Origin of the sequence: Aminobacter sp. MDW-2, assembly GCF_014250155.1 — a bacterium.
Lineage (GTDB): Bacteria > Pseudomonadota > Alphaproteobacteria > Rhizobiales > Rhizobiaceae > Aminobacter > Aminobacter ciceronei.
In genome coordinates this window covers 4945942-4959102 of sequence record NZ_CP060197.1, presented here as the reverse complement: position 1 = coordinate 4959102, position 13161 = coordinate 4945942, and the positions used below count along the sequence as shown (strand labels likewise).

The following is a 13161-nucleotide window of genomic DNA, read 5'->3' as shown; positions in this document are numbered from 1 at the left end:
TCTGTTCAGGATTGCCGTAAACATTCAGATGCCCCCCACCCGAATTGTCGAACTGCGTTTGATGGTCTGCTCCGGCATTGGCAGCATTGTCAGCAGATTCCAGATCGGAAGCTGGCGGGCGTCGTAGCTCAAGGAGACGACGAACTGTTCGCTGTCATTGGCGCTGTCCTTGGCGTCTACTGTCAGTTTTGTCTTGTCGATGAGGACGTAGCCGTCGCCGTTGAGATCGATGTATCGCTGTGCGAGCGTCTTGCGCTCGGCTTCGTTGAGCCCGCCGATGGCGGTGCGGGCTGCGTCGGCTGCCATCTGCTGGACGGAATGCAGGGCGCCGAAGTAAATTCCGTAAGCGATCATTCCAAACACAAGCAGGATGAAGACCGGTGCGACAATTGCAAATTCGATTGCTGATGTGCCGGATCGGGACTGCAGGAACCCGCTACTATCGGGGGGCCTTATGCGGATCAGTGTCCTTGCCCATCTTTCCAAGTGCTTGATCCGCTCGGTAAAGGACTTGGATGCGTCTGCGCCCAGCTTGCGGCGGTTTCTGAGAACACGCGAGCCCCCTGGATTTCTGGTCGTCGCAAGCGACGCCATCCTGCGGAAATATTGTTTGTATGCAAAGTATTTATTCTCACTCATATGCCACCTGTTTGGCCACTGCCAAGATCATCCGCCTCGCTACCAGAGATGAACTAGATTAGTTCCAGAGTGGTCCCAGAAGATTATCGATTTGCTAATGTGCTTGCAGGTTGTGGCGAACGGCCAAGAGAATCTGAATCTCGACAGTAAAATCCGACTAAAATGATCTTGTTTTGTATGAGGTCAGACGGATTTTGTTAGAATACCGTGGTCGCAGGAAGTTTTCGCCAAGCGACAGCAAGAAGAATACAACCCTCGATTGATGAGATCGGGTTTGGCAATCGTTGTCGCGAAGCTGGTGGCCCGGAAAGCGGGTTGTTCACGCCGTCTTTCGGTTCGGGACGAAGGTTGATCCTGGCCGGTCGCAGCGCGAAAGGCGTGGCGCTTTGCGGCTTCAGTCTAAAGAATTGGGAATTCGGGTGAGCGACCCGAGACATAGGTGACGTTTCGTACCGGACACATGGGTAACACTTTTGGCTTTTGGCCGGAGGTGTTGATGCCGTGGAAGGAGAGTTCGGTGATGGAGGAACGTCTTCGTTTTGTTGCGCGGCTTCTGGATGGCGAGGGCATGAGTGATGTGTGCCGAGAGTTCGGGATTTCCCGCAAGACCGGCTACAAGATCCTCAACCGCTACAAGGACGACGGCCTGGAGGCGCTGACCGACCGGTCACGGCGGCCGGTCCGCTATGCCAACCAACTGCCCTGTCAGATCGAGCAGGCGATTGTGAAGGCCAAGAAGGACAAGCCGCACTGGGGCGCCAGGAAGATCCGTGAGCTTCTGGTGCGCAAGCTGGCCGGCGACGTTCGGCTGCCGTCGACGAGCACGGTCCATGCCGTGCTCGACCGCCACGGCCTTGTCACGCGCGCCCGTCAGAGGCGGCGCTGCAAGGCCGAGGGCACGCCGCTGTCGGCGGCATGCTGCCCCAACGATCTGTGGTGTGTCGATTTCAAGGGCGAGTTCAGGCTCGGCAATCGCCAGTACTGTTACCCTTTGACGGTGACTGACCAGGCCTCGCGCATGATCCTTCTGTGCGAAGCCCTCGAATCAACGCGGGAGGTGCCCGTCGTCGAAGCCTTCGTGAGGTTGTTCAAGCAGCGCGGTCTGCCGGCGGCGATCAGAAGCGACAACGGGCTGCCCTTCGCCTCTCCCAACGGGCTCTACAATCTGTCCAGGCTCTCGGTCTTCTGGCTGCGGCTGGGCATCGACATCGAGCGCATCAAACCCGGCAACCCGCAGCAGAACGGCAGGCATGAGCGTATGCACCGGACCCTCAAGCAGGAGACGACCCGGCCGCCGGGCATGAACATTCTACAGCAGCAGGCCAGGTTCGATGCATTCGTCAGCGAATTCAATGCCGAACGACCGCACCAAGCGATCGGCATGAAGGTGCCGGACGAACTCTATAAGCCCTCTTCAAGAGCCTATGAGGGGCTGCCAGACCTGCATTACCCCTTCCATGACCGCGACATCCTCGTCACCGCCTGTGGCCGCATCTGCATGCACCGCAAGAAGATCAATGTCTCGACCGTGCTCGCCGGCCAGAGGCTCGGAATCACTGAAGTCGACGACGCCATTTGGCTCGTCTCCTTCATGCACTATGATCTTGGCTATATCGACCTCGAACAGAGGACCCTGCAGACCATCGACAACCCGTTCGGCACGAGGTTGTCACCCATGTCTTAGGTACAAACTGTTACCTATGTCTTCGGGCTGTACAGGGATTTTTCTGGTCGGAGTGGCAGGATTCGAACCTGCGACCCCATCGTCCCGAACGATGTGCGCTACCAGGCTGCGCTACACTCCGTGACCAGTGGGCGGGCTTATAGCTGCCGCTTTTGCTTCCTGCAAGCGCCAAAGGTTCGACTGGCGCAATTTTTCGCAAGTGAGTAATCTTGTTGTGCTTTTAAGCCTTTTTGCTGCCGTGGCGGGAGGGGACAGTGCCCCGATCTTGCGGTATTCGATGCCGAACAGAATCTATGCGCAGCATGGCGCCGGAGTGCAGTCGTGAATTTCAAGCCAGTCGCCCAAGCATCTCCCAATACGTTCGAATTCGAGACGCTCGCACTGGTCAAGCCGACCGGCTTTCGCGAATACGATGCGCGCTGGTGGTTCGGCCATCCGAGCTCGCCCAAGGAGCCGGAACTCAATCTGATCGGCGTCCAGGCGCTGGGCATGGGCATCGGCACGTTGATCCGGCGTCTCGGCGCCGGACCCGACATCGTCGTCGGCCACGATTTCCGCTCTTACTCGATGTCGATCAAGCTGGCGCTGGTGTCAGGTCTTCAGGCGGCGGGCGCACGGGTCAAGGATATCGGCCTGGCACTGTCGCCGATGGCCTATTTCGCCCAGTTCGCGCTCGACACGCCGTCGGTCGCCATGGTCACCGCCTCGCACAACGAGAACGGCTGGACCGGCGTGAAGATGGGCGCGCAGCGGCCGCTGACCTTCGGCCCGGACGAAATGTCGGCGCTCAGGGAAATCGTGCTCAATGGCGACTTCGACCTGACCGGCGGCGGCTCCTATGAGTTCGTGCCCGATTTCCGCAAGACCTATATCGACGACCTGGTGGCCGGCAAACGCATCACCCGCAAGCTGCGCGTCGTCGCCGCCTGCGGCAACGGCACGGCAGGGGCGTTTGCGCCGGAAGCGCTCGAGCGCATCGGCTGCGAGGTCATCCCGCTCGATATCGAGCTCGACCATTCGTTCCCACGCTACAACCCCAACCCCGAGGACATGCAGATGCTGCATGCGATCAGGGACAAGGTGCTGGAAACAGGCGCCGATGTCGGGCTCGGCTTCGACGGCGACGGCGACCGCTGCGGCGTGGTCGACAATGAGGGCAACGAGATATTTGCGGACAAAGTCGGCGTCATGCTCGCGCGTGACATCTCGGCGCTCCATCCGAACGCGACCTTCGTCGTCGACGTGAAATCCACCGGCCTGTTCAACACCGACACCGTGCTGGCCGCCAATGGCGCCAAGACCGACTACTGGAAGACGGGCCACTCCTATCTCAAGCGCCGCGTCGCCGAAGTGGGCGCCATCGCCGGCTTCGAGAAGTCTGGCCATTTCTTCTTCAACCCGCCGATCGGCCGCGGTTATGACGACGGCATCGTCACCGCGATCGCCGTCTGCCAGATGCTCGACCGCAGCCCCGGCAAGTCGATGGCCGATCTCTATCGCGACCTGCCGCTGACCTATGGCACGCCGACAATGTCGCCGCATTGCGACGACGAGCTGAAATATGGCGTCGTCGACAAGGTCGTTGCCGATTTCGAGGCGATGAAGCGCAATGGCGATATCTTCGCCGGACAGAAGATCGTCGATCTCGTCACCGTCAACGGCGTGCGTGTCGTTGCCGAGGACGGCACCTGGGGGCTGGTTCGCGCCTCCTCCAACAAGCCGGAACTGGTCGTGGTGGTGGAAAGCCCGGTGTCGTCGGAGCGTCGGCGTGAGATGTTCGAGGCGGTTGACGCGGTGCTGCGGCGCAATCCGTCCGTCGGCGCCTACAACCAGACCTTCTGAGGGGGAGCGGGCATGGCCGAGAGGATCGTCAGTTTTGTCATGAGCGGCGGCGTCGGCTCCCGGCTCTGGCCGCTGTCGCGCGAGGACAACCCCAAACAGTTCCATGACCTGTCGGGCGACGGCTCGATGCTGGTCAAGACGCTGAAGCGGCTTGCCGCGCGCGACGAAGGCGAAACGCCGATCTATCTGATCGCGTCCGAGCGCCATGCCGAACGGGTGCGCGCCGATCTCGCGGCGATCGATCTTGCCGGCGGCGGCGCGATCTTCGAGCCGACGGGCCGCAACACGGCTGCGGCCGTGGCGATTGCCGCACTGCAGACGATCAAGGCTTATGGCGACGGCACCGTGCTGGTGGTGCCTTCGGACCACGAAATCTCGACGCAGCGCCAGTTCTGGGAAACCGTCGAAAACGGGGTGCCGGCAGCCGTGGCCGGCCGGATGGTGGTGTTCGGTATCCGCCCGACCGCACCCGAGACGGGTTACGGCTACATCGAGGCCGGTGCCGAAGGCGGCGGCGTTTCCGACGTCACCCGCTTTGTCGAAAAGCCCGACCTCAAGACGGCCGAAGGTTATCTCGCCGCCGGCAACTTCTTCTGGAATGCCGGCATCTTCCTGTTCAAGGCCAGCGCCATGCGCGCCGCCTTCCTCAAGCACCAGCCTGACATCTGGCAGAAGGCCGAAGCAGCCTTTCAGTCCCAGACCAGCGACCTCTCCGGCGTCTACATGCCGCTGGATCTCTACCAGGACATCCCGTCCAACTCGATCGACTACGCCATCATGGAGCGTGTCGACGGCATCGCCATGGTGCCGGCAAGTTTCCGCTGGAACGATCTCGGGTCGTGGCAGTCGCTGCTCGATGTCAGCCCCTCCGACAAGGACGGCAACGTCATCGTCGGCGATGTCGTCGCCATCGACTGCGAGAATTCCTATCTGCGCGGCGAAGGCCGCCTGCTTTCGGCCATCGGCCTGAAGGACGTCGCCATCGTCTCGACCTCGGACGCGACCTTCGTCGCCCCGGTCAGCCACAGCCAGAACGTCAAGAAGATCGTCGAGCAGCTCGAAAAGAGCGGCCGGCTGGAGACCAAGTTCACGCCGGCGCATGGCCGTGTCATTGCCAACGGCGCCTGGCGTCGGCGGGTGCAGCATTGGCTGATGGACGAGACGCTGCCGCTGTGGTCGACATCGGGTGTCGACGAGCAGTTCGGTGGCTTCTACGAGGCACTGGGCTTCGACGCCAGGCCATTGGCCAAGCCCAAGCGCATGCGCACCATGGCGCGACAGGTCTATGCCTTTGCGGTGGCCAAGCAGCGCGGCTGGGATGGCAGGGCCGACCAGCTGATCGACCACGGCATCCGCTTCATGGCCGACAAAGGCCGCACCGAACGCGGTGGCTGGGTGCGGACGCTGAACCCTGACGGCAGCGTGCTCGATCCGGTCGAGGACGCCTATGATCACGCCTGCGTGCTCCTGGCGCTGGCCCATGCGCATCGCTCGGGCAATGCCGAGGCGCTGGTGCTGGCCACCGAAACATTCGCCTTCCTCGACAAACACCTCGAGGACGAGCGCATGACCGGCTTCATGGAAAGCCCTGATGGCGAGGGCGTGCGCCGCTCCAACCCGCACATGCATCTGCTGGAGGCGTTTCTCGCCTGGCACGCGGTGACGGGTGACCGCGCCTATCTCAGGCGCGCCGCGCGCATCATCGATCTGTTCCGCAGCCACTTCTTCGAGGTCGACAGCTGGACGCTGGGCGAGTTCTTCGACCGCGACTGGCATCCGGCACCTGGCGAAAAGGGCCAGTGGACCGAACCCGGCCATCATTTCGAATGGGCCTCGCTGCTTGTCGATTTTGCCGACAAGAGCGGCCAGAAGGATCTCGTCGCCTTCGGCCGCAAGCTCTATGCCTCGGCGGTCGCCAACGGCCTCAACCGTGCGACGGGGCTGGCCTATGGCGCGGTGTCGCGGCAGGGCCTGCCGCTCGACAACATCTCGCGCAGCTGGCCGCAGACCGAGGCGATCAAGGCGGCCGTCGCGCTCGACGGCACCGGCGGCCCCGACCTCAAGCCCGAGATCGAAGCACGTGTCGGACGCCTGTTCCGCTGGCACATCGACCCCGCACCGCAGGGCCTGTGGATCGACCAGATCGACGAGCGCGGCCGCTCCTTGGCCAAGGAAGTGCCGGCCAGCATCTTCTACCATCTGGTGACGGCGCTGACGCAGTATCTCGACAAGACCGAGGACGTCGCGCACTGACTTCGAACCAACAAAAAAGCCGGCCAATTGACCGGCTTTTTGCTATTCAGGCGATGCGAGGCGGCTTGAGCGCCGCAGTTGTTGCTGGCCCTCGGTCCGCTGCCCCTCATCCCCCTGCCGGGACCTTCTCCCCGTAAACGGGGAGAAGAGGGCTGGCCGCTTCTTCCTTCTCCCCGTTCACGGGGAGAAGGCGCCCGAAGGGTGGAGGAGGGGCCGCGCCGACACCTCCAAGCATCCCCAATTTTCAGCTCAGCGGCACACCAAGCCAGCCCGGCAACCAGGCCAAGCTTCAGTACGGGCTCGCGACGTCGCCCGTTTCGACATAGACCGTCTTGAGCTGCGAATAGTGCGACAGGGCGGCGAGCGAGTTCTCGCGGCCGATGCCCGATTGCTTGGCGCCGCCGAAGGGGATTTCGACCGGCGTCAGATTGTAGGCGTTGATCCAGCACGTCCCGGCCTTGAGCTCGCCGATGACGCGATGGCCGCGCGCAATGTCCTTGGTGAAGACGCCGGCGGCGAGGCCGAATTCGGTGTCGTTGGCGCGGGCGATGACCTCGTCCTCGCTGTCGAAGGACAGCACGCTCATGACCGGGCCGAAGATCTCCTCGCGGGCGATGCGCATGGTGTCCTTCACACCGGTGAACACGGTCGGCTCGACGAAGAAGCCGCCTTCGAAGCCCTGCAGTGAGGGCACCCCACCACCACAACGCAACTCGGCACCTTCGCCTTTGCCGACGCCGATGTAATCGAGAACCTTGTCGTGCTGGGCCTTGCTGACCAGCGGGCCCATCTGCGTCTCGGGGTCGAGCGGGTCGCCGATACGGATCGACTTGGTGCGCTCGACCAGCCGTTCGACGAAACGGTCGTGCAGGCCTTTCTGGACAAAGACGCGGGTGCCGTTGGAGCAGACCTGGCCGGTCGAGTAGAAATTGCCGAGCATCGCGCCGCCGACGGCGTTTTCGAGATCGGCGTCGTCGAAGACGATGATCGGCGACTTGCCGCCGAGCTCCATCGTCGCGTGTTTCATATGCGAGCCGGCGAGCGACAACACCTTCTTGCCCGTCGGCACCGAGCCGGTGAGCGAAATCTTGTCGACGACCGGATGCGCGGCGAGTGCCGCGCCGACATCACCGTAACCCTGGACGACATTGAACAGCCCGTCAGGCAGGCCGGCTTCGGTGTAGATTTCGGCCAGCGCAAGAGCGGACAGGGGCGTGTTCTCAGACGGCTTGAACACCATGGCATTGCCCATGGCGAGCGCGGGTGCCGACTTCCAGCCGGCGATCTGGATCGGGTAGTTCCAGGCGCCGATGCCGACGCAGACGCCGAGCGCCTCGCGCCTGGTGTAGGCGAAGGGGCCGCCGAGATCGACATAGTCGCCGTTGAAGGCAGCGACCGCACCGGCGAAATATTCGAGACAGTCGGCGGCGGAGGCGGCGTCGGCCACCAGCGTTTCCTGGATCGCCTTGCCGGTGTCGAGCGTCTCGATGCGCGACAGCTCCTCATTGCGGGCGCGCAACATGTCGGCGGCACGGCGCAGGATGCGGCCGCGCTCGATGGGCTTCAGCCGTGCCCAGGCCGGCTGCGCCTCGCGCGCGGCCTCGATCGCCAGCTCGACGATGTTGGGTGTTGCCGACCGCAGCTCGGCAATGGTCTCGCCGGTTGCCGGATAGATGACCGGGATCGATGCTCCACGCTCGTCGTCGATGTAGCGGCCGTTGACATAATGCGAGGCTTTGGGCTGGGCGCGCATGCGTTTGCTCCAGTTGTCTATTCGATGGTCCGGCGGGTAGGCCGGATGATGCTTTATCTGTCGGAGACCTGCCAGCGCGGATTGATCCACGGCTCCTGGTTCGACGGGGCGAGCGGTGTCCGCCCCAATATGTGGTCGGACGCCTTTTCGCCAGTCATGATCGACGGGCTGTTGAGGTTGCCATTGGTGACGCGCGGGAAGATCGAGGAGTCGGCAACGCGCAGGCTGTCCACGCCGATCACCCGGCACTCGGGATCGACGACGCTGGTCGGGTCGTCGGCGCGGCCCATGCGGCAGGTGCCACAAGGGTGGTAGGCGCTTTCCGAATGCTCGCGGATGAAGGCGTCGAGTTGCTCGTCCGACTGCACATGGCTGCCTGGCGATATCTCCTTGCCGCGGAACGGGTCGAAGGCGGCCTGGCCGAAGATCTCGCGGGTGAGGCGGATGCAGTGCCGGAAGTCTTCCCAGTCGTCGGGATGCGACATGTAGTTGAAGCGGATCTCCGGCTTGTCCCACGGGTCGTTTGAGCGAAGCGTGATCGCGCCGCGCGACTTCGACCGCATCGGCCCGACATGGGCCTGGAAGCCATGCGACTTGGCCGCCGCCTTGCCGTCGTAACGTACGGCCGCCGGCAGGAAGTGGAACTGGATGTCTGGGTAGTCGACGCCTGATTTCGAGCGCACAAAGGCTGCGGCTTCGAAATGGTTGGTGGCGCCGAGGCCGGTCTTGAACAGCAGCCACTCCGCGCCGATCAGCGCCTTGGAGAACGGGTTGAAGACCGAGTGCAGGGTAATCGGCTGGGTCGCCTCCTGCTGGATGTAGAGCTCCATGTGGTCCTGGAGATTCTGGCCGACGCCGCGCCTGTCGGCGACGACTGCTATGCCGTGCTTCTTGAGATGCTCGGCCGGTCCGATGCCCGACAGCATCAGCAGTTTCGGCGAGTTGATGGAGGAGGCGGCGACGATCACCTCACGTCGTGCCTTAACGACCTGAATCTTCCTGCGAGTCTCGATCTCGACGCCGGTGGCGCGTTGGTTCTCGATCACCACGCGCCGGGCGAAGCCATTGACGATACGGACATTTCCGCGTTTCAGCGCCGGCCTGAGATAGGCATTGGCGACCGACCAGCGGCGCCCGCCATGGATGGTCTGCTCCATCGCGCCAAAGCCTTCCTGCTTGGCGCCATTATAGTCTTCGGTCAGCTCGAAACCGGCCTGGCGGCCGGCCTCGACGAAGGCCTGGTAGAGCGGGTTCTTGCGCGGCCCACGCTGCACGTTGAGCGGACCCGAGGTGCCGCGCCAGCCTTCCTCGCCGCCATTCGAATGCTCCATGCGCTTGAAGTAGGGCAGCACGTCGGCATACCCCCAGCCGGTGGCGCCCTGTTCTGCCCAGTGATCGAAGTCGTGGGCATGGCCGCGGACATAGACCATGCCGTTGATCGAGGACGAGCCGCCGAGAACCTTTCCGCGTGGGGTGGCGAGAACGCGGCCGCCGAGATGCGGCTCCGGCTCGCTGGCAAAGCCCCAATCGTAGCGGCTCATATTGAGCGGGATGGACAGTGCCGACGGCATCTGGATCAGCGGGCCGAAATCGGTGCCGCCATATTCGATGACGATGACGGAGTGCTTGCCGTCTTCCGACAGGCGATAGGCCATGGCCGAGCCGGCCGAGCCGGAGCCGACGATTACGTAATCTGCTTCAAGCATTGTTCACATGAACCAAAAAATCGGCGAGCGAGACGTTGCCGCCGGTTGCGACGACGAGCACGGTCTTGCCGGCCACGTCGACCTTTCCTCCCAGAAGTGCCGCCAGCGACGAGGCGCCCGACGGCTCGAGCACGAGTTTCAGCCGCTCGAAGGCCGTGGTCATCGCGCGGCGGACAGAGGCATCGTCGACGGTCAGCGCGCGAACATTGGTGGTCGTGATGGCGGCAAAGGGCGCTTCGCCCGGCCGGCGCGCCATCAGGCCGTCGCAGATCGATTTCTCCGCCAGCGGCACGGCGGAAAGCGCGCCATTGGCGAGCGATGCGCCCAGCCCGTTGAAGCCCTCGGGCTCCACGGCGAACACTTCGGTCGACGGTGACAGGTGATGGAAGGCCAAAGCCACGCCGCCGATCAGCCCGCCGCCGCCGACGGGGCAGAGCACGATGTCGGCGACCACACCCTTTGCTGCCAGTTGGTCGAGCGCTTCGAGGCCGGCGCCGGCCTGGCCGGCGACGATCTCGGGATCGTCGAACGGGTGAAGCAGGACGAGCCCTTCCGTCTCGGAGATTTCGCGTGCCCTGGCGGCAGCGACCTCTTCGCGGGCGCGGTCGCCATGGTCGGTCAGGACCACGCGCGCGCCATAGGCCTTGGTCGCCTCGCGTTTGGCGGCGGGAGCGTCGATGGGCATGACGATGGTGACGGGAATGCCGAGCGACTGGCCGGCCGCGGCAAGGCCCTGGGCGAAATTGCCGGAGGAGAAGGCGACAACGCCGCGTCTGGCTTCTTCAGGCGAAAGCTGCTTCAGCCGCCAATAGGCGCCGCGCGCCTTGAACGAACCGGACCATTGCAGCGACTCCGCCTTGACGAAGACACGCGCAGCACCAGTCTCACGGGCAAGGACGGCGGATTCGAGCAGCGGCGTCAACTGCGTCGCCTGCGACGTCTCGGCATAGGCTTCTCGCAGCCGGTCGAGACCTGGAACTTCGGTGCTCATCATTGACCCCTCGGGAAACGCTTGCTCTCTTCGAGCACGTTGAGGTCCATGTGATTGCGCATGTAGCGCTCCGACGCTTTCTGCAGCGGCTGGAAATCCCATGGGTAGTAGGCGCCGTTGCGCAGCGCGGGATAGACCACCCAGCGCCGCGCCTGGCTTTCGCGCACGGCGGCGTCGAAGCCCGCCATGTCCCAGCGGGCTCGGACTTTTGCCATGAAGTCGGTGACCAGATCGGCATAAGCGGGGTCAGCTGCGAGGTTGCGCAGTTCGTTGGCGTCCGATTCCAGATCAAACAGCTGCGGCGGGTCGATCTCGCAGTGGACGAACTTGAAGCGGCCGTCGCGGATGGCGACCAGCGGCGCATAGGAGCCTTCGGCGGCGTATTCCATGAGCACCGGCGCGTTGCGCTGTTCGCCGCGCGCCAATGGCAGCAAAGACTGCCCGTCGGTCCAGGGCGCGATGGCGGAGAGGTCGATGCCGGCGAGGTCGCACAGCGTCGGCAGCACGTCGAGATTGGAGGTCGGTTCGGCGATCAGGCCCGCCGGCAGGCCCTTGCCCGCGACCATCAGGGGGACACGCGCCGAGCCTTCGTAGAAGCACATCTTGAACCACAGGCCGCGCTCTCCGAGCATGTCGCCATGGTCGGAGCAGAACAGGATGACGGTGTCGTCGAGCATGCGCGTGCGTTCGAGCACCGACAGCAGCTCGCCGACCTTGTCGTCGATATAGGAGATGTTGGCGAAATAGCCGCGACGCGAGCGGCGCACCTGCTCCGGCGTGATGTCGAAGCTGGCATAGTCGCTGGCGAGGTAGAGGCGCTGCGAATGCGGGTCCTGCAGGTCCTCGGGGATGAAGCCGACCTCGGGGTCGAGGGCGGGGCAGTCCTCATAGAGGTCCCAATACTGGCGGCGCGCGACATAGGGGTCGTGTGGATGGGTGAAGGAGACGGTGAGGCACCAGGGACGGCGCTCGGCCTGATCGGAGACGCGGGCGAAATCGTAAAGCTTCTGGGCAGCCAGGAAAGCGACCTCGTCGTCATACTCCATCTGGTTGGAAATTTCGGCAGTGCCCGCGCCGGTGACCGAGCCGAGATTGTGGTACCACCAGTCGATGCGTTCGCCCGGCTTGCGATAGTCCGGCGTCCAGCCGAAATCGGCCGGATAGATGTCGGTCGTCAGCCGCTCCTCGAAACCGTGCATCTGGTCCGGGCCGACGAAATGCATCTTGCCCGACAGCACGGTGTGGTAGCCGGCACCGCGCAGGTGATGCGCAAAGGTCGGGACCGACGAGGTGAATTCGGCGGCGTTGTCATAGACGCCGGTGCGCGATGGCAACTGCCCGGACATGAAGGCGGCGCGGCCCGGCGCGCAGAGCGGCGAGGCGGTGTAGTTGTTGCGGAAACGTGCCGAGCGCGCAGCGAGCGCCTTGAGGTGCGGGGTGTGCAGGAAGTCGGCTGGACCGTCGGGGAAGAACGTCCCGGCCAACTGGTCGACCATGACGATGAGGACGTTGGGCTGCCTGGTCTTCATGCGTTGCCCGCCTGCGAGAGCTTGGTTTCGAGGTAGTCCTCGACCAGTGCAATGGCCGAGGCGGCATTGGGAATTCCCTCCCGCAACGCCCGGCGAATGTAGAGACCGTCGATCAGCGCCGCTGTCGCCTCGGCGACGCGCTCAGCCTCATGGCGTTGCAGGAGCCGGGTCAGGCCGCTCATCAGATTAGAATGCAGGCGATGGGCGTAGACACGCAGCAGCCGGCGCAGCGCCGGCGATTTCTGCGCCTCGACATAGAAGGCAAGCCAGGCGGCGATCGTCTCCGACCGGAACTGCTTGTCGGAGAAGTTGACCGCGATGACGGCGGAGACGCGGGCGCGCGCCGTCTCTGCCTGTCGAAGTGCGGCGGTCGTGTCGATCAGCAGTTCGGACAAAAGGTGCCGCATGGTCGCGGCAAGCAGTTCGTCCTTGGCGCCGAAATAGTGATGAGCAAGCGCGGAGGAGACGCCGGCGCGTCCGGCGATCTCCGACATGGTCACGTCCAGGTTGCCGCGCTCGCCGATCGCCGAGATCGTCGCGTCGATAAGCGCCTTGCGGCGCAGCGGCTCCATTCCGACTTTGGGCATGCGGGATCCTCCAGTGGCCAAAGTATTTTTAATTGACTCGTCAATCAATAAAAATCACGGCGCGTGTCGTCTCGAATGCGTCATGGAACCCCCATCTGGACCATTGAATGTTGTCGAAAACTGTTCATATTTGAACGGAATTGAAGGGCGTTGGAATCGCCCGCCAAATGGCGCAAC

Annotated in this window: 9 protein-coding genes and 1 tRNA gene; 3 read left to right on the top strand and 7 right to left on the bottom strand. The window is 63.5% G+C overall.

Annotation, left to right across the window (positions count from 1 at the left end; genetic code table 11):
* Nucleotides 1-24: 24 nt before the first annotated feature.
* A complete protein-coding gene (locus tag H5P29_RS24540) occupies nucleotides 25-639 on the bottom strand; it encodes a TadE/TadG family type IV pilus assembly protein (RefSeq protein WP_348640621.1) in 615 nt (204 codons plus the stop codon).
* 496 nt (nucleotides 640-1135) lie between these two features.
* Here H5P29_RS24540 and H5P29_RS24535 point away from each other — a divergent pair, with 496 nt between their 5' ends.
* Nucleotides 1136-2323, top strand: a complete 1188-nt coding sequence (locus H5P29_RS24535) for an IS481 family transposase (protein WP_185910189.1) — start codon at nucleotides 1136-1138, stop codon at nucleotides 2321-2323.
* A 44-nt stretch (nucleotides 2324-2367) separates the two neighbouring features.
* Here the strand turns inward: H5P29_RS24535 and H5P29_RS24530 are convergent.
* A tRNA-Pro gene (locus H5P29_RS24530) sits at nucleotides 2368-2444 on the bottom strand.
* Nucleotides 2445-2644: 200 nt separating this feature from the next.
* On the opposite strand from H5P29_RS24530, the gene H5P29_RS24525 reads away from it, so the two are divergent.
* Nucleotides 2645-4165 (top strand): phosphomannomutase/phosphoglucomutase, encoded by a 1521-nt coding sequence (locus H5P29_RS24525; RefSeq protein WP_185910188.1) that lies wholly within the window; start codon nucleotides 2645-2647, stop codon nucleotides 4163-4165.
* Between the two features lie 12 nt (nucleotides 4166-4177).
* Nucleotides 4178-6418 (top strand): mannose-1-phosphate guanylyltransferase/mannose-6-phosphate isomerase, encoded by a 2241-nt coding sequence (locus H5P29_RS24520; RefSeq protein WP_154384972.1) that lies wholly within the window; start codon nucleotides 4178-4180, stop codon nucleotides 6416-6418.
* A gap of 289 nt (nucleotides 6419-6707) precedes the next feature.
* Here the strand turns inward: H5P29_RS24520 and betB are convergent, their stop codons facing one another.
* Genes betB through betI form a run of 5 tightly spaced genes read right to left on the bottom strand, consistent with a single transcriptional unit; the run spans nucleotide 6708 to nucleotide 12984 of the window.
* On the bottom strand, nucleotides 6708-8171 hold the full coding sequence (gene betB, locus H5P29_RS24515) for a betaine-aldehyde dehydrogenase (protein ID WP_067964402.1): 1464 nt from the start codon (nucleotides 8169-8171) through the stop codon (nucleotides 6708-6710).
* A gap of 53 nt (nucleotides 8172-8224) precedes the next feature.
* Nucleotides 8225-9877 (bottom strand): choline dehydrogenase, encoded by a 1653-nt coding sequence (betA, locus tag H5P29_RS24510; protein WP_154384973.1) that lies wholly within the window; start codon nucleotides 9875-9877, stop codon nucleotides 8225-8227.
* Nucleotides 9870-10868, bottom strand: coding sequence for a threonine/serine dehydratase (locus H5P29_RS24505; RefSeq protein WP_371818657.1), 999 nt, complete (start codon nucleotides 10866-10868; stop codon nucleotides 9870-9872). The genes betA and H5P29_RS24505 overlap by 8 nt, the downstream gene beginning before the upstream one ends.
* Nucleotides 10868-12397, bottom strand: coding sequence for a choline-sulfatase (gene betC, locus H5P29_RS24500; protein ID WP_154384974.1), 1530 nt, complete (start codon nucleotides 12395-12397; stop codon nucleotides 10868-10870). Before betC ends, H5P29_RS24505 begins: the two co-directional genes overlap by 1 nt.
* Entirely contained in the window at nucleotides 12394-12984 is a 591-nt protein-coding gene (gene betI / locus H5P29_RS24495; RefSeq protein ID WP_154384975.1) for a transcriptional regulator BetI, read from the bottom strand. The genes betC and betI overlap by 4 nt, the downstream gene beginning before the upstream one ends.
* Nucleotides 12985-13161 lie beyond the last annotated feature (177 nt).

Excerpts from the sequence above, each read along its gene's own strand:
- H5P29_RS24540 (WP_348640621.1), bottom strand. The coding sequence starts at position 639 with ATGAGTGAGAATAAATACTTTGCATACAAACAATATTTCCGCAGGATG.
- H5P29_RS24535 (WP_185910189.1), top strand. The coding sequence starts at position 1,136 with ATGCCGTGGAAGGAGAGTTCGGTGATGGAGGAACGTCTTCGTTTTGTT.
- H5P29_RS24520 (WP_154384972.1), top strand. The coding sequence starts at position 4,178 with ATGGCCGAGAGGATCGTCAGTTTTGTCATGAGCGGCGGCGTCGGCTCC.
- betB (WP_067964402.1), bottom strand. The coding sequence starts at position 8,171 with ATGCGCGCCCAGCCCAAAGCCTCGCATTATGTCAACGGCCGCTACATC.
- betA (WP_154384973.1), bottom strand. The coding sequence starts at position 9,877 with ATGCTTGAAGCAGATTACGTAATCGTCGGCTCCGGCTCGGCCGGCTCG.
- H5P29_RS24505 (WP_371818657.1), bottom strand. The coding sequence starts at position 10,868 with ATGAGCACCGAAGTTCCAGGTCTCGACCGGCTGCGAGAAGCCTATGCC.
- betC (WP_154384974.1), bottom strand. The coding sequence starts at position 12,397 with ATGAAGACCAGGCAGCCCAACGTCCTCATCGTCATGGTCGACCAGTTG.
- betI (WP_154384975.1), bottom strand. The coding sequence starts at position 12,984 with ATGCCCAAAGTCGGAATGGAGCCGCTGCGCCGCAAGGCGCTTATCGAC.